This window comes from Limnohabitans sp., from assembly GCF_044361985.1.
Lineage (GTDB): Bacteria > Pseudomonadota > Gammaproteobacteria > Burkholderiales > Burkholderiaceae_C > Limnohabitans_A.
This window is the reverse complement of record NZ_JBIKHV010000020.1, coordinates 1-17,827: the sequence shown is the minus strand read 5'-3', so window position 1 is coordinate 17,827 and position 17,827 is coordinate 1. Positions and strand designations below refer to the sequence as shown.

17 protein-coding genes and 1 pseudogene are annotated in these 17,827 nt (G+C 56.8%); 4 read left to right on the top strand and 14 right to left on the bottom strand.

Features of this window, described 5'->3' with window-relative positions:
* Positions 1–5: 5 nt before the first annotated feature.
* From ACIQ3A_RS05820 to mnmG, 3 genes are all read right to left on the bottom strand, one after another.
* Positions 6–620, bottom strand: a complete 615-nt coding sequence (locus tag ACIQ3A_RS05820; protein ID WP_396430812.1) for a LysE family transporter — start codon at positions 618–620, stop codon at positions 6–8.
* A 94-nt stretch (positions 621–714) separates the two neighbouring features.
* The gene (gene rsmG, locus ACIQ3A_RS05815) at positions 715–1,362 is read right to left on the bottom strand and encodes a 16S rRNA (guanine(527)-N(7))-methyltransferase RsmG (protein WP_396430811.1); all 648 of its coding nucleotides are present in this window, start codon (positions 1,360–1,362) and stop codon (positions 715–717) included.
* Positions 1,359–3,332, bottom strand: a complete 1,974-nt coding sequence (gene mnmG, locus ACIQ3A_RS05810; protein ID WP_396430810.1) for a tRNA uridine-5-carboxymethylaminomethyl(34) synthesis enzyme MnmG — start codon at positions 3,330–3,332, stop codon at positions 1,359–1,361. Before mnmG ends, rsmG begins: the two co-directional genes overlap by 4 nt.
* Positions 3,333–3,623: 291 nt before the next feature.
* Here mnmG and ACIQ3A_RS05805 point away from each other — a divergent pair, with 291 nt between their 5' ends.
* On the top strand, positions 3,624–4,946 hold the full coding sequence (locus tag ACIQ3A_RS05805) for a Glu/Leu/Phe/Val dehydrogenase (protein ID WP_396430809.1): 1,323 nt from the start codon (positions 3,624–3,626) through the stop codon (positions 4,944–4,946).
* Positions 4,947–4,969: 23 nt separating this feature from the next.
* On the opposite strand, the gene ACIQ3A_RS05800 is transcribed toward ACIQ3A_RS05805, so the two are convergent.
* The gene (locus ACIQ3A_RS05800; RefSeq protein WP_396430808.1) at positions 4,970–5,437 is read right to left on the bottom strand and encodes an Lrp/AsnC family transcriptional regulator; all 468 of its coding nucleotides are present in this window, start codon (positions 5,435–5,437) and stop codon (positions 4,970–4,972) included.
* Between the two features lie 121 nt (positions 5,438–5,558).
* Between ACIQ3A_RS05800 and ACIQ3A_RS05795 the strand changes: the two genes are divergently transcribed.
* Entirely contained in the window at positions 5,559–9,098 is a 3,540-nt protein-coding gene (locus tag ACIQ3A_RS05795) for an indolepyruvate ferredoxin oxidoreductase family protein (protein ID WP_396430807.1), read from the top strand.
* A gap of 107 nt (positions 9,099–9,205) precedes the next feature.
* Here the strand turns inward: ACIQ3A_RS05795 and minE are convergent, their stop codons facing one another.
* The 8 genes from minE to ACIQ3A_RS05755 all read right to left on the bottom strand — a co-directional run bounded on the left by minE (position 9,206) and on the right by ACIQ3A_RS05755 (position 13,488).
* Complete coding sequence (gene minE / locus ACIQ3A_RS05790; protein ID WP_108406324.1) at positions 9,206–9,466, bottom strand: cell division topological specificity factor MinE; 261 nt, start codon at positions 9,464–9,466, stop codon at positions 9,206–9,208.
* Positions 9,467–9,469: 3 nt separating this feature from the next.
* Positions 9,470–10,285: a septum site-determining protein MinD gene (gene minD, locus ACIQ3A_RS05785; protein ID WP_396430806.1), complete on the bottom strand. Its 816-nt coding sequence runs from the start codon at positions 10,283–10,285 to the stop codon at positions 9,470–9,472.
* Between the two features lie 43 nt (positions 10,286–10,328).
* Positions 10,329–11,099, bottom strand: coding sequence for a septum site-determining protein MinC (gene minC / locus ACIQ3A_RS05780; protein ID WP_396430805.1), 771 nt, complete (start codon positions 11,097–11,099; stop codon positions 10,329–10,331).
* 287 nt (positions 11,100–11,386) lie between these two features.
* On the bottom strand, positions 11,387–11,596 hold the full coding sequence (locus ACIQ3A_RS05775; RefSeq protein ID WP_396430804.1) for a DUF2788 domain-containing protein: 210 nt from the start codon (positions 11,594–11,596) through the stop codon (positions 11,387–11,389).
* Positions 11,596–12,450 carry a DUF2189 domain-containing protein gene (locus ACIQ3A_RS05770; protein WP_396430803.1) on the bottom strand — a complete coding sequence of 285 codons (855 nt, stop codon included), beginning with the start codon at positions 12,448–12,450 and terminating at the stop codon, positions 11,596–11,598. The genes ACIQ3A_RS05775 and ACIQ3A_RS05770 overlap by 1 nt, the downstream gene beginning before the upstream one ends.
* 121 nt (positions 12,451–12,571) lie before the next feature.
* Positions 12,572–12,883 (bottom strand): hypothetical protein, encoded by a 312-nt coding sequence (locus ACIQ3A_RS05765; RefSeq protein WP_396430802.1) that lies wholly within the window; start codon positions 12,881–12,883, stop codon positions 12,572–12,574.
* Positions 12,884–13,069: 186 nt separating this feature from the next.
* A complete protein-coding gene (locus ACIQ3A_RS05760) occupies positions 13,070–13,264 on the bottom strand; it encodes a DUF2892 domain-containing protein (protein WP_396430801.1) in 195 nt (64 codons plus the stop codon).
* 26 nt (positions 13,265–13,290) lie between these two features.
* On the bottom strand, positions 13,291–13,488 hold the full coding sequence (locus ACIQ3A_RS05755) for a heavy-metal-associated domain-containing protein (RefSeq protein WP_396430800.1): 198 nt from the start codon (positions 13,486–13,488) through the stop codon (positions 13,291–13,293).
* Between the two features lie 64 nt (positions 13,489–13,552).
* Here ACIQ3A_RS05755 and ACIQ3A_RS05750 point away from each other — a divergent pair, with 64 nt between their 5' ends.
* Both ACIQ3A_RS05750 and ACIQ3A_RS05745 read left to right on the top strand, forming a co-directional pair.
* On the top strand, positions 13,553–15,772 hold the full coding sequence (locus ACIQ3A_RS05750) for a heavy metal translocating P-type ATPase (RefSeq protein ID WP_396430799.1): 2,220 nt from the start codon (positions 13,553–13,555) through the stop codon (positions 15,770–15,772).
* 88 nt (positions 15,773–15,860) lie between these two features.
* Positions 15,861–16,442 carry a hemerythrin domain-containing protein gene (locus tag ACIQ3A_RS05745; protein WP_396430798.1) on the top strand — a complete coding sequence of 194 codons (582 nt, stop codon included), beginning with the start codon at positions 15,861–15,863 and terminating at the stop codon, positions 16,440–16,442.
* Positions 16,443–16,458: 16 nt separating this feature from the next.
* Here ACIQ3A_RS05745 and ACIQ3A_RS05740 read toward each other — a convergent pair whose 3' ends face one another.
* Together ACIQ3A_RS05740 and ACIQ3A_RS05735 are read right to left on the bottom strand one after the other, a co-directional pair.
* Positions 16,459–17,109, bottom strand: a complete 651-nt coding sequence (locus tag ACIQ3A_RS05740; protein ID WP_396430797.1) for a hypothetical protein — start codon at positions 17,107–17,109, stop codon at positions 16,459–16,461.
* A 10-nt stretch (positions 17,110–17,119) separates the two neighbouring features.
* A pseudogene (locus ACIQ3A_RS05735) lies at positions 17,120–17,827 on the bottom strand (alkene reductase); the annotation flags it as partial.

Sequence of the window (17,827 nt, the reverse complement as noted above, 5' to 3'; positions counted from 1 at the left end):
AATGGTTATTTGGACAAGGCCATCTTGAGGCCGAAACCGATCAGGCACAGGCCCGCCAACTTTTGCAGAAAGCCTGAAAACCGGGGGTTGGCCCGGATGCGCTCAGCCATGGTGTGGGTGATCAAGACCACGCCAAAACAATAAGTGAAGCCCAGCACAGCAATCGTCAAGGCCATCACCGCAAAGGTGATCCAGCCCTGATGGTTCACCGGGTCAATGAATTGCGGAAAGAACGCGAAGTAAAACATGATCGCCTTGGGGTTCAGCAAGGTGATGAACATGGTTTCGCGAAAATAGTGCCCGGGCGTGATCTCGATGCTGGGCCCCTCGCCCGGCTTGGCCATGATCATTTTGTAGCCCAGCCAGGCCAGATAGGCAGCGCCCAGCCACTGTAAGCCCATGAACAAAGGAGGATAGGTTTTGAGCAAGGCCGCCACGCCGGCCACCGTGAGCCACAGCAAAATCTGGTCCCCTAAAAGCAAGCCCAGCACCGAGGCCAAGCCACCCGCAAGGCCCCCTTTGCTGGCAGAACTGATCAAGGCCAGATTGCCAGGCCCTGGCAAAAACAACAACAGGACAAAGGCCGCAGCGAATGCGCCGTAATCCGAGATTCCAAACATGTGTGCACTTTCTGGGGAATGGGGCGAGTGTACGTGATGGGCTTTGTCTTGAGCACTCCTGCCAGCAAGTGTTTCACGTGAAACACGCCCTGCTTCACACTGTTTCGGGTTTGATCCAGACCATACACCGCTCTACAGCCAAGCCCGGCACCGTCAATGGTTCCACGTGAAACACTCTCACATCGGCGGGCAAGGCGTCGATTTCCTCCTGCGGGTGCTTGCCCTTCATGGCCATCCAGACCCCGTCCTCCGCCAAAGCCGAGCGCGACCAAGTCACAAAATCAGGCAACGAGGCGAAGGCGCGCGAACAAATCACCCCATACGGATCGGTCAAGGACTCGACCCGTGCGTGAAGTCCGCGCAGGTTGGGCAACTTGAGACTCGCCGCCACCTGCTGCACAAACGCGGCTTTTTTGGCCACCGTGTCCACGCAAGTTACCTCCAGCTCGGGCATGCAAATGGCCAGTACCACGCCCGGCAAGCCCCCGCCTGAGCCCACATCCAGCAGCCGAACAGCACGGCCTTGGGTGTAACGGGTCAAAGGCACCACCGCCGTCAAGCTGTCCAGCAAATGGTGCGTCAGCATGTCTGCCGGGTCGCGCAAAGCCGTCAGGTTGTAGACTTTGTTCCATTTTTGGATCAAGGCAACATAGTCGAGCAGGCGCTGTTGTTGGTCCAGGCCAAGGTCAAGCCCCAAGGCACGAACACCCGCACTCAGGCCCTCGGCCAGATTCACGCTCATGCAGATTGGCTTTCCTGGGCGGCAGCGCCCATGAAGCCCTTGAAGCCACCCTTTTTCAGGTGGATCAAAAGCAAGGACACACTGGCCGGTGTGATGCCCGAAATCCGCGATGCCTGGCCCAGCGTTTCAGGCCGATGTTTGGACAGCTTTTGGCGCGCCTCAATCGACAAGGCCGAAACCTGCAAGTAATCAAGCTGTTCAGGTAAGCGCAGGTGCTCGTAAAAAGCAGCGCGCTCAACCTCACCCCTTTGGCGATCGATGTAGCCGGAGTACTTGGCAGCGATCTCCACCTGCTCAATGACCGGCGCGCTCAACTCACCCAGCGTTTCACGTGAAACATCGGTGCTGGCCAAGCGCCCACCATCCAGAGACATCAGGGCACCATAGGACACATTGGGTCTGCGCAGCAAATCAAACAAATTGTGCTCGTGCTCAATGGCCTTGCCCAGCACCCGCTCGGATTCTGCTGCAGACAAGTTTTTCGGGTTCACCCAGGCGGACTTCAGGCGTTCTGTTTCACGTGAAACAGCGTCGCGCTTGCGGCTGAAAGCATCCCAGCGCAGATCGTCCACCAGGCCCATCTGGCGCCCCACTTCGGTCAAGCGCGCGTCGGCGTTGTCTTCGCGCAGTTGCAGCCGATACTCGGCCCGACTGGTGAACATGCGGTATGGCTCGGTCACGCCCTGGGTCACCAGGTCGTCCACCAACACACCCAGGTAAGCTTGATCGCGTGCTGGCAGCCAAGAAGCTTCGCCCCGGCATTGCAGCGCGGCATTGATGCCAGCGAACAGGCCTTGGGCCGCGGCTTCTTCGTAACCGGTGGTGCCGTTGATCTGGCCAGCAAAAAACAAGCCATTGATCTGGCGCGTTTCAAAACTGTTCTTCAATGAGCGCGGGTCAAAGTAATCGTATTCAATGGCATAGCCGGGCCGCAGAATATGACAGTTTTCCAGCCCTTTCATGGAGCGCACCAGGTCATATTGGATATCGAATGGCAAGCTGGTCGAGATGCCGTTGGGGTAATACTCGTGGGTGGTCAGGCCTTCGGGCTCCAGAAAAATCTGGTGGCTGTCCTTGTCGGCAAAGCGGTTGACTTTGTCCTCCACGCTCGGGCAATAGCGCGGCCCCACGCCCTCGATCTTGCCGGTGAACATCGGGCTGCGGTCAAAACCGGAGCGGATGATCTCGTGGGTTCGTTCGTTGGTGTGGGTGATCCAGCATGGCACTTGCTGCGGGTGCATCTCGGCACGGCCCATGAAGCTGAACACCGGCACACCGGCGTCCGGGTTCATGCCGCCGGGTACGCCATCACCGGGTTGTTCGGTGCATTGGCTGAAGTCGATGGTGCGGCCATCCAGGCGCGGCGGCGTTCCGGTTTTCAAACGCCCTTGCGGCAGTTTCAGCTCTTTCAGGCGTGCAGACAGGCTCACCGCGGGTGGGTCGCCTGCCCTGCCGGCGGCATAGTTCTGCAGCCCCACATGAATTTTGCCGTCGAGAAAAGTACCCGCCGTCAGCACCACGGTTCGCCCTTTGAAACGGATGCCCACCTGCGTGACCGCGCCCACCACCCGGTCGCCTTCCACCATCAGGTCGTCCACGGCTTGTTGAAACAGCCACAAATTCGGCTGGTTCTCAAGCATCCGGCGAATCGCGGCTTTGTACAAAATGCGGTCGGCCTGCGCACGCGTGGCGCGCACGGCCGGGCCTTTGGAGCTGTTCAGGATGCGGAACTGGATACCGCCTTCGTCGGTGGCCAAAGCCATGGCACCTCCCAGAGCGTCCACCTCTTTGACCAAGTGGCCTTTGCCGATGCCGCCAATGGAAGGGTTGCAGCTCATCTGTCCCAAAGTTTCAATGTTGTGCGACAGCAGCAAGGTTTTGCAACCCATGCGCGCAGCTGCCAGCGCCGCTTCTGTTCCGGCATGGCCGCCGCCAACCACGATCACATCGAATTCTTGAGGGTAAAGCATGAGAAGTCCGCCTCGGATGAAGGCCAAAAATGGGCGCAACAGGCACCACGGCACCGCCCTGCTGCGGGGTCGGCTGAAGCTGCTTATTTTACAGGCAGGGTCTGATGCATGCTGCCCTTGCTGATTCAGCCCTGACCAATCACTCGACAACAAAACCGCAAGGACCTCCAGGTCGCCTGGTTATGCATTAAACACATAACCCCAGAGACAAGCGGCCTTGGACAGCCGCGCAAGCCGGCTCTACCATCCAAAACACCGACAAGCCGTCGGCGTCAAAACAGGAGACACAACATGTCCAATGCCCCAGCAGGCGCACCCGCCAAAAGCACCCACGCACTGCCCTCATATTTGAACGCCGATCACCTCGGGCCCTGGGGCACTTACCTGCAACAGGTTGACCGGGTCACCCCTTATCTGGGCGGCCTGTCACGCTGGGTCGAGACCCTGAAGCGGCCCAAGCGCGCGCTGATCGTGGACGTGCCAATCGAATTGGACAACGGCACCATGGGCCACTTTGAGGGCTACCGCGTGCAACACAACACCAGCCGCGGCCCCGGCAAAGGTGGCGTGCGCTTTCACCAAGATGTGACGCTGTCCGAGGTCATGGCCCTGTCGGCCTGGATGTCGGTCAAAAACGCCGCTGTCAACCTGCCCTTTGGCGGCGCGAAGGGCGGCATCCGGGTCGACCCCAAGACCTTGTCGCGCGGCGAACTGGAGCGCCTGACCCGTCGCTACACCAGCGAAATCGGCATCATCATCGGGCCCAACAAGGACATTCCGGCGCCAGACGTGAACACCAACGAGCAAATCATGGCATGGATGATGGACACCTACTCAATGAACGAAGGCGCCACCGCCTCGGGGGTCGTCACCGGTAAGCCGATTGCCTTGGGCGGTTCATTGGGCCGACGAGAAGCCACGGGAAGAGGTGTTTTCACCGTGGGTCAGGAGGCTGCTGGGCACATCGGCTTGGACATTTCCAAGGCCAAAGTGGCCGTGCAAGGCTTTGGCAACGTGGGCGGCATTGCGGCCAAACTGTTTGCGAAGGCCGGTGCAACGGTGGTCGCCGTACAAGACCACGGTGGCACCATTTACAAAGCTTCTGGCCTCGACGTGCCGGCCCTGTTGCGCCACGTAGACCAACATGGCAGCGTGCAAGGGTTTGAGCAGGCCGCGGGCCAGGTTGAAACCTTGCCCGACGCGGCGTTTTGGGCGGTGGACTGCGACATCCTGATCCCTGCCGCCCTAGAGCAACAGATCACAGCAGTCAACGCCCATCAGATCACTGCGCGCATGGTGATCGAAGGGGCCAACGGCCCCACCACCCCCGAAGCCGACGACATCCTGCACGAACGGGGCATCCTGGTCGTGCCCGATGTGATCGCCAACGCCGGAGGGGTCACGGTCAGCTACTTTGAATGGGTGCAGGACTTCTCCAGCTTCTTCTGGACCGAAGACGACATCAACACCCGCTTGGTGCGCATCCTGCGCGAGGCGTTTGCCGGCATCTGGCAAGTGGCGGCCGAACACCAGGTGAGCCTGCGTACAGCGACTTTCATTGTGGCTTGCTCGCGCATTTTGCAGGCGCGTGAGTTGCGCGGCCTCTATCCCTGATCACGGGCCTCACTCGGCACCACTTACGGCCGCAGCGGCAAGGCCCCTGCTGCCTTGACCTCACCCAGCGAAAAACTGGTGTGCAGGTCTTTCACATTCGGCAAGTTCAACAACACATCGCGTGCAAACTGGCTGAAAGTGTTCAGGTCTTGGCTGACCACCTGCAACTCAAAGGTGCCGGTGCCACTGATGTAATGGCAAGAAATGACCTCGGGAATTTTAAGGATGGCGTCTTCCAGCTGGCGCGTCACATCACCCCGGTTGCGTTCGGCGTCCAAGCGCACAAAAGCAAACACGCCCAGACCCACTTTCTGTCGATCGATTTCGGCGCGGTAGCCTTTGATGACGCCAGCCTCTTCCAGTGCGCGAACGCGGCGCCAGCACGGGGCCGCCGACAAACCCACACGCTGCGCCAATTCAGCGTTGGTCAGCCGGCCATCTAGTTGCAGTTCATTCAGTATTGCCCAGTCAAATTTATCAAGTGTTTCCAAAACAGGCCCCTTTGAGCAAGATCCTTTCAAATCATAGGGCAAATCCTGTCACCGAAAGCAAGCACTTGTCGCCCAGGCCGACCTACACTGTGCTTTCTATTTCAGTCGCAGGACACATGCCATGAACGCCCCCTTGCCCGAATCCATCCGCCAGGCTTTAGAAACCGTGACACTGGACGACAAGTACAGCCTCGATGTTGGTCGCGCGTTCATGAGTGGCGTGCAGGCCTTGGTGAAACTGCCCATGCTGCAACGCCAACGCGATGCCATGCAAGGCAAAAACACCGCGGGCTTCATCAGTGGTTACCGAGGCTCGCCTTTGGGCAGTTATGACCAATCACTGTGGAAAGCCAAAGACCACCTGAAGGCACAACACATCGTTTTTCAGCCGGGCGTCAACGAGGAGTTGGCGGCCACAGCTTTGTGGGGCACACAGCAACTCGGATTTGCGCCACCCGGAACCAACAAATACGATGGTGTGTTTGGCATCTGGTACGGCAAAGGGCCCGGTGTTGACCGTTGCTCGGATGTATTCAAGCACGCCAACATGGCCGGCACCACGCCCTGGGGCGGCGTGCTGGCGGTTGCAGGCGACGACCATGTGGCCAAAAGCTCAACGGCGGCACACCAGAGCGACCACATTTTCAAAGCATGCGGGCTGCCCGTCTTTTTCCCGGCCAGCGTACAAGACATCCTGGACCAGGGTCTGCACGCTTTGGCCCTGAGCCGTTTTGCCGGCATCTGGTCGGGCATGAAGACGATTCAAGAGATCGTCGAGTCCAGTGCCACGGCGCACATCGACCCCGAGCGTGTGCACATCGTGCTGCCTGAATTCGTCATGCCCCCTGGCGGCGTGCACATCCGATGGCCCGATACCGCGCTGGAACAAGAAGCGCGTTTGTTCGATTACAAATGGTATGCGGCCCTGGCTTACATCCGTGCCAACAAACTCAACCACAACGTGATTGAAGGCCCGAACGACCGCTTTGGCCTGATCGCCAGTGGCAAGGCCTACAACGACACGCGCCAGGCCTTGATGGACCTGGGGTTGAATGACGAGCGCTGCCGACAATTGGGCATCCGTTTGCACAAAGTGGCGGTGGTTTGGCCACTCGAAGCGCAAACCACCCGTGAATTTGCCACCGGTTTGCGAGAAATTCTGGTAGTCGAAGAAAAACGGCAGGTCATTGAATACCAGTTGAAGGAGGAGTTGTACAACTGGCGCGACGATGTGCGGCCCCATATCCTGGGCAAGTTTGACGAAGCCGATGGCGACGTCTCGGGCGGTGAATGGTCGGTCCCCAATCCGACCGAGCGCACCTTGTTGCGTGCCAACGCGGACCTGACACCTGCCATCATCGCACGAGCCATTGCCAAACGCCTGAAAAAACTCGGCATCGATGCCGACACCACGGCACGTCTAGATGCTCATCTGGCCGTGCTGGATGAAAAGGAAAAGTCTCTGTTAACCCTGACCTTGGGCGCGGCTGCCGAGCGCACGCCCTGGTTCTGTTCAGGTTGTCCGCACAACACCTCCACCAAGGTGCCCGAAGGTTCCCGCGCCATGGCCGGCATTGGCTGCCATTTCATGAGCATCTGGATGGACCGCAGCACCGTGGGCTTCACGCAAATGGGCGGCGAGGGTGTGCCATGGACAGGGCAACAACCCTTCAGCACCGACCAGCACATGTTTGCCAACATTGGCGATGGGACTTATTTCCACAGCGGCATCTTGGCGGTACGCCAAAGCGTGGTGTCGGGCGTGAACATCACCTACAAAATCTTGTACAACGACGCCGTAGCCATGACCGGTGGCCAGCAAGTAGGCGAGCGCCCCGAAGGCCACAGCGTGGTGCAAATTGCGCAAAGCATGCGCGCTGAAGGCGCACAGCGCATTGATGTGGTCACCGATGAACCTGAGAAATACGAGGGTGTCACACTGGCTGAAGGCGTGCGCGTTTTCCACCGCGACGAGCTCGACCGCATTCAACGCGAAATGCGCGAGATCAAAGGCACCACCGTTATCATTTACGACCAGACCTGCGCCACCGAAAAGCGCCGCCGTCGCAAGCGCGGCACCATGCTTGACCCTGCCGTTCGCGTGATGATCAATGAAGAGGTCTGCGAAGGCTGTGGTGACTGTGGGGTGCAATCAAATTGTCTTTCGGTCGAACCACTTGAAACACCCCTGGGCCGCAAACGCACCATCAACCAAAGCACCTGCAATAAGGACACCAGCTGTCTCAAAGGCTTTTGTCCAAGCTTTGTCACCGTAGAAGGTGGCACCTTCAAGAAAAAATCCACGAGCGCATCGATCAACACTTTAAGCCCTGCCAGTTTGGGCGCACTGCCTGAACCAGAGCTGCCTTCGATCACCCAACCTTGGGGCATGGTGGTGGCCGGCGTTGGCGGCACTGGGGTTATCACGATCGGCCAATTGCTGGGCATGGCCGCGCACATGGAGGGCAAGGGCATCGTCACGCAAGACTCGGCGGGCTTGGCGCAAAAAGGCGGCGCAACCTGGAGCCACGTGTTAGTGGCCAACACACAAGACGAAATCCGGACCACCCGGGTGAGCATGGCTGCAGCCGACCTGATCATGGGCTGCGACCCGATCGTCAGCGCATCCAAAGAGACGACCTTGCGCATGCGCCCAGGTCGCACCCATGTTGCCCTCAATAGCAACAGCACCCCCACAGCCGCATTTGTGAAAAACGGCAACTGGCAAAACCCAGCCGAACAGTGCGTAGCCGAAATCGTGGCTCAGGTCGGCGGCGATTTGGTCAGCAGCTTTGATGCCGATGCCTTGGCCAAACAACTCATGGGTGACACGATTTACGTGAACCCCATGATCCTCGGTTACGCCTGGCAAAAAGGTTGGGTGCCCCTGCACCGTGAGTCCTTGATGCGCGCCATCGAGCTCAACGATGTGCAGATCAAAAACAATCTGGTCGCCTTTGAATGGGGCCGCCATGCGGCGCACCAGCCTGAAGTGTTGGCACAAAAAATCCTGCCTGCACAAACCATGCAGTTTAAAAAACGCGAAAACTTGGCAGACCTGATCGCCGACCGGACTAGCCGTTTGACCGATTACCAGAACGCCGCTTATGCCGAACGCTACCAAGCGTTCGTTCAGCGAGTTCAGCTGGCTGAGGCTCCGCTGGGGAAAACATTGCTGACTGAAACAGTGGCGCGGTATTTGTACAAGCTGATGGCCTACAAAGATGAATATGAAGTCGCTCGTTTGCACACGCAATCAGCATTCCTAGACCGCATCCGTGACAGCTTTGAAGGTGACTTCAAAGTGCACTACCACCTGGCACCACCTCTGCTTTCAAAACGCAATAACAAAGGTGAACTGATCAAACAGAAATTTGGTCCCATCGTTCTGACCGGTTTCAAGGTGCTGGCCAAACTCAAGGGTTTACGAGGCACGGCTTTCGATGTGCTCGGGCAAACCGAAGAGCGCCGCACAGAACGTGCCTTGGTGGGTGAATACATGCAACACATCGACGACGCCTTGCTGGACTTGGATGCCAGCAAGCACGCACATGCCGTAGATGTAGCCAAGGTGCCTGAAAACATCAAGGGCTTTGGCCACGTCAAGGAACGCAATATCCAGGCTGCGCGCTCGATGTGGAAATCACTGCACACGCAGTGACCAGGGTGCATTAACCAACAGGCAGATCAAACGGCTGGATGGCTGCTCGTACACAGCAGTCATCCAGCCATTGTTTTAAACAGCAAAACTGTTTGTCTCCGACAATCTCAGCGTGCGTCAGGCAGTTCAATTTTGACTTCGAGCACTTCCAGATTGTCTTGGCGCTCCAAGTTGACCTTGATGTCGGCCGGATTGATCTTGATGTACTTGCTGATCACAGCCACCAATTCGCGTTGCAAATCCGGCAAATAGTCGGGCTCTGCGGCATTGCGGCCACTGCGTTCATGCGCCAGGATGATTTGCAGCCGCTCTTTGGCCACACTGGCGGTTTTTTTCTTTTCACCCAATAGAAAGGAAAGAAACGACATGGTTCACTTGCCTCCAAACAAACGTTTGAAGAAACCAGGCTTATCAGCTTCGGTGAAACGCATGGGTTTGTCTTCACCCAGAAAACGATCGATCACGTCTTTGTAGGCTTCAGACACATCACTCTGGGCCATGTGGATCGCTGGTGTGCCTTGGTTGGACGCCTGCAGCACATTGTCACTTTCAGGAATCACACCCAACAACTGGATGCGCAAAATGTCTTGAATGTCCTGAAGCGACAGCATTTGTCCGTCTTCCACCCGGTTGGGGTTGTAGCGAGTGATCAACAGATGTTCTTTGATCGGATCACCGCCTTCGATAGCGCGTTTCGTCTTGCTGCCCAACATGCCCAGAATTCGGTCTGAATCCCGCACAGAAGACACTTCGGGGTTGGTCACCACCAATGCTTCATCGGCAAAGTGCATGGCCATCAGGGCCCCGGTTTCAATGCCTGCAGGGGAGTCACAAACAATGTACTCAAAACCCATGGCTGAAAGGTCGTTCAGCACTTTTTCAACGCCTTCTTGAGACAAGGCATCCTTGTCACGCGTTTGCGAAGCGGCCAACACGAATAAATTGGGACACTGCTTGTCTTTGATCAGTGCCTGGTTCAAGTTGGCTTCACCTTGAATCACATTGATCAGGTCATACACAACACGGCGCTCACAACCCATGATCAGGTCCAAGTTACGCAAGCCTACGTCAAAGTCAATGACGGCTGTTTTGAAGCCTTTGAGAGCGAGGCCGGTGGCGAAACTGGCGCTGGTTGTGGTTTTTCCCACACCCCCTTTGCCGGAAGTCACAACGACGATTTTTGCCATGGGATTTTCTTTCTTGGACAAGGTATCAACGAATTTCAATGGTTCAAGGCTTGATGGGCAAGACCCGCAATTTATCTCCATCAGGGCCTGAGTGCAGATAAACCTGTGCGGCTTGACCCAAGACATCCTGAGGCAAAGCATTTTCACTGGTGCGGTAAACACCAGCAATGGAAATAAGTTCGGGTTCCATGGCCTGCGCAAAGATGCGTGCCTCGGTGTTGCCCCGTGCTCCTGCAATGGCTTTGCCACGCAAAGCAGCATAAATGTGAATGTTGCCATCGGCAATAACTTCAGCACCTGCATTCACTATGGCCAAAACAATGAGGTCACGGCCTTTGGCGTAGACCTGTTGGCCTGAGCGCAAGGGCTTGTCGATCACCATGGGACCTAAAGAGAGCGGTTGTGCGGGCGGTGAAGGCACATGTACTGGTGCTTCTTCAATAGACTCAGCAACAGCCACAGAACGACGAATGCGGGCATCGCTGGCGTCCACCAAGCCCAATGCCTTGGCGTGAGACAAAAGCTCTCCCTGGGCGCCCTTGACGGCAACAGGCATCAAACCATGTTCACGCAGCACGGATAACAAATTAATAAGACCCAGCGAGAGCACTGCATGTTGCTCAATATCGATAAAACCGACATCAACGATCACCGGATCTTGTTCGAAAAAACCTGGGCTCTCTGTCATTTGCCGAAGCAATGCACGAGAAATGGCCTGGATATCTGTGGTTTTGAGAACCAAAGCCACCAGTGACAAATCAGCGCTTTTGATGTCGTAACAGTTCGACATGGCGGCTTCTGAGTCGATCGTCATGGGGTCATTTGTGGTGCAAAAGACTCAATTTTAACAGCGCACTTGTTCGCTTCTCTTTCTCTATAGATCTATATCTTTAAATAGTGGTAGTAGATAAGCAAGCCCCTTTTGTGTGGACAAGCCGTTTTTATTCAGCGCTGACAAGCACTTGCGCCACGTGTGAAGGTGTGTACCGCTGCGCTTTTTTGGTGTTTCGTCAAAATGAACAACTTTTGGAACAGACTTCAAGCTGTGGATAACATAGGGCTTGTTGTTTTTTTATCCACAGGTTTATTCCGATATGGATGTTATGTTTCGAGCAACCATTGAATGATGCCTTTGGCCACAAAACCCAACATGCCAAATGCCAATCCTAAAAAAATAACAAATGTCCCAAATTTCCCTGCTTTGGATTCCCACGCCAATTGACCAATGATGAACAGCATGTAAAGCATGAAAGCCCCAACACCGATCGTGAGCCCGAACCAGGCGAATTGTTCTTCGTTGAATCCGAACATCAAAGTTCACCCTGTTCAGAAATGCGTTCTTCGAGTTGGGACACATCGATCAAGTGCTTGTAGGCATGCCAGCTGCCATGGCCCAGCATGGGAATGATCAGAATCAGGCCCAGGAACAGGGAAAAAATGCCCAGAGTGCAAAAACCAATGATCAGAAATGCCCATAGGGTCATCTGGAACGGGTGGGTCAGCACAGTTTTCCAGCTGGTCAGCACTGCTTGCAGCACCGTGACGCGGCGGTCCAACAGCAAGGGCATGGACACGACGCTGGAGGCAAATACCGGCACGGCCATCATGGCGCCCAGCCCCACCCACAGTTCAAACAAATGTCCTTCTTTGGCCAGGACCACATGGCGTATGAAATCGACGGGCGTATGAATCGGGCTTGGTGCCAGCAAAGTGATCAGGGCAGCTGAGGTGATGACCCAACCGGTAGCAGCCAAACCCAGTAGCAAGCCAAAACGAATCAGACTCCAGTAACTGTCGGGCTGGTGACGCAGGCGCATTTGCCACTGCGTCCAGGTTTGCACCAGCAAATCAAAATTGACGGTTTCGCCCCGTTCCATGGCCCGACTCATGGCATACAGACTGGTGGCCAACACAGGTGCTACCACCATAAAACCAGACAGATAACCGACCAATAGCCAGAATTGGTCGTGTGCCAGCAAGGCAATGAAGCCACCCATGCCCGCCAGCACAACGCCATGCATGATGCTCAGCAAAGGTGCTCGGGCCATGTCTTTTAACCCCAAGGCCAACCACTGCATAGGCTGGTCAGCGGAGATAGGCCGGATGGGCGGTAAAAAGATGCCAGAACGGGTCTGGGTGGAATCGGAATGGGAGTTGTGAGGCATGCGCAAAGCTTAACCAAGCACGGCAGCCCTGACCTTGATGTGCGTTAAGTCAAACAATGAAATAAAAAAGCCGCTCATGGAGCGGCCTGGTGGTTAAGAAAAGCGTGACTTGTCGATGTTGTCAATGCTGACCGTGATGCCTGCGATGGTCTTTACCGCCGAGCATGCCGCCATTTATGTTTTTCATGCGGCGTTCGGTTTCGGTATCAAAAGTTTTCTTTTTTGTGGCGTTCAACGCCACATAAAAAGTTTTTGTGGTGGTGGTGTGCTTTTGCATCGGTACATCGCGCTGACCTTTGCGGGCTTGCATTTTGTACATCCGCTCAGCACGGGTGCCGCGGGTGTTGACCTCGGGCGCTGTTTGGGCCAAGGCCAAACCGCTCAAGCCCGCCAATAAGCTGGCAACAATTAGGGCGGTACGCATTGACTTCATGGAAAACATCCTTTCAGTGATGGGATGTCGTCGGTGTGATTCGTCTATGTTTTTGCGCAATGTGGTTTGTAAAGACAAATGTAGTTTTGTGCCGTTCGGTTTTACGCGTCCACCAACAAAAACCCCCGATTCGTTCGGGGGTTGGCCTGCTGTGGGTGCAGGGCAGGCTAGGTCAGAGCGGGTGAATCAGACGTTGCGATTTTTGCAAGTGTTGATGCCTAGCAAGCTGTAAGGCGGGCACCAACCTATCAGCCCGGTGGCCAGTGGCACCAAGCCCAGCCAACCCCACCAGCCAACGGTTCCCGTGGCGGCCAAGGCGATCAGGACCAGGCCTGCGACGATGCGGATGATGCGTTCGATGCCGCCAATGTTTTTGTTCATGGTGAGTTCTCCCTTGGGTTAAAAAATCAGGGCACAACGCGGTAGCCAGCGTCTGCAATTGTTTTGGACAGCACTGCACGGGTTTGTTCGGATTCAACCTGCACTTTGTTTTGTGTGCGGTCGATCACGACTTTGGCCTGGGTATCCAATGCCAGCAAGGCCTTGCTCACGGCCTTTTCGCAGTGGCCACATGTCATGCCTTCAACGGTGAAAATCTGGTTCATGATGTACCTTTCAGACAAGCCCTCATGGGTTTGTCGAAGCATAGTTCAAAACAAGCCGCACAACATGACACAGATCAAGACCGAACCCTCTGCCCACAGCACCGTGATGGACATTGGTATTGGCGGCATGACCTGCGCTTCGTGCGTGGCACGGGTCGAAAAAGCACTCAGCAAAGTGCCCGGCGTGGCCTCGGCTACGGTCAATCTGGCCACCGAAACGGCACGCATTGTGGTGGCCGATGCCGAGTTGACCGACGCCCGTTTGCGCAGGGCGATCCGCGATGCCGGGTATGAGCCCCGTTCAGTGGAAGCGGCCGAGGCGCAGGCCAGCAACAACTCGCCCTGGACAGGTTTTGCGCCCGTGGCGATCGGTTTGGTGCTGTCCGCGCCGCTGGTGCTGCCCATGCTGGGCGGTCTGTGGGGCCAGCACTGGATGCTGCCTGCCTGGCTGCAGTTTGCGCTGGCCACGCCAGTGCAATTCATCCTGGGCGCACGTTTTTACAAAGCAGGCTGGCACGCCCTCAAGGCCTTGACGGGCAACATGGATTTATTGGTGGCCTTGGGCACCACATCTGGATGGTTGCTGTCGGTGTGGCTGTGGCTGACGGCGCATGAAGGCCATGCACCCCATTTGTATTTCGAAGGCTCGGCCGTGGTCATCACCTTGGTGCTGCTTGGCAAATGGCTGGAAGCCCGTGCCAAACGGCAAACCACCGAGGCCATTCGAGCTTTGCACGCCCTGCGGCCCGACAAGGCGCATTGGCTCAGTGATGACGGGGAAGTCGATGTGCCCGTGGCTGAAATTCTGGTGGGAGACCGTATTCTTGTGCGACCTGGTGAACGATTTCCTCTGGACGGTGAATTGCTGGACGGGCCAACCCAGGTGGATGAATCGATGCTGACGGGAGAGCCATTGCCCGTTGCCAAATTACCCGGTATGCAACTCACAGGAGGCTCCATCAATGGCGACGGCAGGGTGCACATGCGTGTGACCGCTGTGGGCCATGAAACGGTGCTGTCCCGGATCATTCGTCTTGTTGAGGACGCACAGGCCGCCAAGGCGCCTATTCAGCGTCTGGTGGACAAGGTGGCTGAAGTTTTTGTGCCGGTGGTCTTGCTTGTGGCCTTGCTGACCGTCATTGTTTGGATGGTGTTGGGCGCTTCATTTGAAACGGCACTGATCCACGCTGTGGCTGTATTGGTGATTGCCTGTCCCTGTGCCCTGGGCTTGGCCACGCCCGTGGCCATCATGGCGGGCACAGGTGTGGCCGCGAAACATGGCATTTTAATCAAAGACGCTCAGGCCCTTGAAACAGCGCACAAGGTCCAGACCGTTGCATTTGACAAAACAGGCACCCTCACCCTGGGCCAGCCGCAATTGACACGCTATGTGCCCGCGCCGGGACAAGACGTGCTGAGGGCCTTGACATGGGCCGCCAGTGTGCAAAGCGGCAGTGAGCACCCGCTGGCCCGTGCGGTGGTGAACGCGGCGACAGCGCAACATTTGAGCTTGTTGTTGCCTGAAGACATGGCTGCCGTGCCTGGCCGTGGCGTGCGGGCCACGCTGGAAGGGCGACAGTTTTTGTTGGGCAGTTTGCGCTGGTTGCAGGAGGAGGGCATGTCGCGTGGCGTTTGGGCCGACGACTTGTATGAACTGTCGAAGGCTGGCGCCACCGTGTCGGCACTCGCCGAGCGCACGGCATCGGGCATACAGGCCATGTTGCTGATGGCCTTTGGTGACGAGCCCAAACCCGGTGCAGCGCAAGCCTTGACGGCCTTGCGTGAACGAGGGTTGAAACTGGTGATGATTTCAGGTGACAACCAAGCGGCGGCAGAAGCCATGGCACGCCGCTTGGGCTTGCGCCCCGAAGCGGGCGAGGTCTTGGCCAATGTTCTGCCTGGTGACAAGGCGGCGCATGTGCAAAAGCTGCGTGCTGGCGGTCAAGTGGTCGCCATGGTGGGGGACGGGGTGAACGATGCGCCTGCTTTGGCTGCCGCCGATGTGGGCCTGGCCATGGGCAATGGCACCGATGTGGCCATGCACGCGGCGGGCATCACACTCATGCGTGGTGATGTGGCACTGGTTGGTGCGGCGCTCGATATTTCGGCCCGCACGGTGGCCAAGATCCGGCAGAACCTGTTTTGGGCTTTTGCTTACAACGTGGCGGGTATTCCCTTGGCGGCGCTGGGGTACCTCAACCCGGTGCTTGCGGGGGGTGCGATGGCCCTCAGCTCGGTCAGCGTGATGGCCAATGCCCTGCTCCTCAAGCGATGGAAGCCTTGAGGGCTTAAAAATCAACCATTCTTGACTTGCGTCATGGTGTGGTTGATCACAAATCAACACACTTGTCCGGGTCAGAAATGGAGTTTTTATGACCTCTCACCGTGCCCTTCAAATCATTCGCAACGAGCACGCTTCTTTGGCCGCCATGTTGCAGTCCATGCGCATGATGATCAAGCGGGGGCCGTCAAATGACAGGTATAAATTTTATGACGTGCTGCGCGCCATGCTGTTTTACATTGATGAATTTCCAGAGCGCCTGCACCATCCCAAAGAATCTAATTTGTTGTTTCCCAGAGTCGTGAAATGCGCACCCCACGTCATGGGCGTGATCGATAAATTGGAACGTGACCACATGAGCAGCGAAAAGGCGGTTCGCGACATGCAGCACTTGCTGTTGGCCTGGGAGTTGCTCGGTGAAAACCGGCGCCAAACATTTGAAGAGGCCTTCGACCAGTATGTGAGTGCTTACCTGGCCCACATGAACCTGGAAGAAACGGCGATCTTGCCCGAGGCAGAGCGTTGTTTTTCGGTGGACGATTGGCGTGTTTTGGATGTCGCGTTTGCCGAAAATGCGGACCCTCTGACGGGACACTATCCCCCTACAGAGACGTATGAAAAACTGTTCAGCCTGATCGTGACGCGGGCGCCTTCACCCATTGGCTTGGGCTGAGTCAGGCGGCAGTCTTTCAAAATTGCCACTTGGTACCAAGAGTCACCAGATTTTGTTTGGATTGACGGCCAATGCTGGCATCCAGTTGCCATTTTGGGAGGATGTTCATGCGCAGCCCAGTGGCCCAACTGGGTTTGTCTTGTTGCTGTCCGTAAACCTCGACATGGGCGGTGACTTCGCCATAAGGACGCTCCCAGGCAAGCCCCCATGTACCGATGCGCTGGGTACTTGAAAAATTCAGTGCACCCAGATTGGTGTGCAGACTGCCCAGCGCTTCGTGGTTGCAGGTAAACAGCGCATTCACATACCCTTGGGAGGCTTCCCCTGTGCTGCGCATTGCGCCCACCACGGCGCCGACGTTGCAGCCATTTTTAAGCGATTCGGTGATGCGGAATTTGGCCTGCACATTCCAGGTTTCAAGGCCAGTTCTTTGCTGACGCGAGAGGCCTGCCCCCAGCTCCATATTCTCGACAGGGGCATAGGCCGGTGCGACGGTCCAGCTGCGCGAACCGTCGGGTGAGCGTGTCCACCAGCCCTCGATATGCCCTTCGCCAACGTCGTTCACATTGGCATCGTCCACGGTCAATGGGCGACCTGCCTGAACACTGAAAACAGTGCACAGCCCCACTAGCAAAAATACCGCGCAGGAAAGACGGCTTTTTTTCATGGTCTTCCTTTTATGAAAGTTCGGGATAGTCTGTATAGCCCGCGTCGCCACCCCCGTAAAAAGTCTTGCGGTCGGGGGTGTTGAAGGGGCCGCCTTTGCGCAAGCGCAAGCCCAAATCGGGGTTGGCAATGAAAGGACGACCAAAGGCGACCAGGTCGGCGCCTTGGTCAAGCGCCGTTTGTGCCAGCGTCAAATCGTAGCCATTGTTGAGCATCCAGGCGCCCTGGCCACCGGCCAAGACATAGGCTTGTCGAAATGCCGGGTAGTCAAATGCGACGTGGCCTTGCTGGTGGTCGCGAGGCCCCCCAGTCGAGCCCTCGATCACATGGACATAAGCCAGGCGCAAGGGCCCCAGCAAACCCGCAACATGCTCAAACAAAGGCTGGGGCTGGTCATCGCTGGCGTCATTGGCAGGCGTCACGGGGGACAGCCGGATGCCCGTTCGGTCTCCGCCGATCTCAGCCACCACGGCCGTCATGACATCGTTTAAAAATCGTGCACGGTTTTCTACCGAACCGCCATAGGCATCGGTACGCAGGTTGCTGCCAGAGCGAAGGAACTGGTCAATCAGGTAGCCATTGGCAGCGTGCACCTCCACGCCGTCAAAGCCTGCGGCCATGGCGTTGGCTGCTGCCTTGCGGTAGTCCGCCACGATGCCGGGCAACTCGCTGATGTCGAGGGCGCGTGGTTCAGAGGTGTCGACAAATTGGGCTTGACC

What these genes read in the sequence shown, in the direction of transcription:
- ACIQ3A_RS05820 (WP_396430812.1), bottom strand. Translation starts at nt 620, where the DNA reads ATGTTTGGAATCTCGGATTACGGCGCATTCGCTGCGGCCTTTGTCCTG.
- rsmG (WP_396430811.1), bottom strand. Translation starts at nt 1,362, where the DNA reads ATGAGCGTGAATCTGGCCGAGGGCCTGAGTGCGGGTGTTCGTGCCTTG.
- mnmG (WP_396430810.1), bottom strand. Translation starts at nt 3,332, where the DNA reads ATGCTTTACCCTCAAGAATTCGATGTGATCGTGGTTGGCGGCGGCCAT.
- ACIQ3A_RS05805 (WP_396430809.1), top strand. Translation starts at nt 3,624, where the DNA reads ATGTCCAATGCCCCAGCAGGCGCACCCGCCAAAAGCACCCACGCACTG.
- ACIQ3A_RS05795 (WP_396430807.1), top strand. Translation starts at nt 5,559, where the DNA reads ATGAACGCCCCCTTGCCCGAATCCATCCGCCAGGCTTTAGAAACCGTG.
- minE (WP_108406324.1), bottom strand. Translation starts at nt 9,466, where the DNA reads ATGTCGTTTCTTTCCTTTCTATTGGGTGAAAAGAAAAAAACCGCCAGT.
- minD (WP_396430806.1), bottom strand. Translation starts at nt 10,285, where the DNA reads ATGGCAAAAATCGTCGTTGTGACTTCCGGCAAAGGGGGTGTGGGAAAA.
- minC (WP_396430805.1), bottom strand. Translation starts at nt 11,099, where the DNA reads ATGACGATCGACTCAGAAGCCGCCATGTCGAACTGTTACGACATCAAA.
- ACIQ3A_RS05775 (WP_396430804.1), bottom strand. Translation starts at nt 11,596, where the DNA reads ATGTTCGGATTCAACGAAGAACAATTCGCCTGGTTCGGGCTCACGATC.
- ACIQ3A_RS05770 (WP_396430803.1), bottom strand. Translation starts at nt 12,450, where the DNA reads ATGCCTCACAACTCCCATTCCGATTCCACCCAGACCCGTTCTGGCATC.
- ACIQ3A_RS05765 (WP_396430802.1), bottom strand. Translation starts at nt 12,883, where the DNA reads ATGAAGTCAATGCGTACCGCCCTAATTGTTGCCAGCTTATTGGCGGGC.
- ACIQ3A_RS05760 (WP_396430801.1), bottom strand. Translation starts at nt 13,264, where the DNA reads ATGAACAAAAACATTGGCGGCATCGAACGCATCATCCGCATCGTCGCA.
- ACIQ3A_RS05755 (WP_396430800.1), bottom strand. Translation starts at nt 13,488, where the DNA reads ATGAACCAGATTTTCACCGTTGAAGGCATGACATGTGGCCACTGCGAA.
- ACIQ3A_RS05750 (WP_396430799.1), top strand. Translation starts at nt 13,553, where the DNA reads ATGACACAGATCAAGACCGAACCCTCTGCCCACAGCACCGTGATGGAC.
- ACIQ3A_RS05745 (WP_396430798.1), top strand. Translation starts at nt 15,861, where the DNA reads ATGACCTCTCACCGTGCCCTTCAAATCATTCGCAACGAGCACGCTTCT.
- ACIQ3A_RS05740 (WP_396430797.1), bottom strand. Translation starts at nt 17,109, where the DNA reads ATGAAAAAAAGCCGTCTTTCCTGCGCGGTATTTTTGCTAGTGGGGCTG.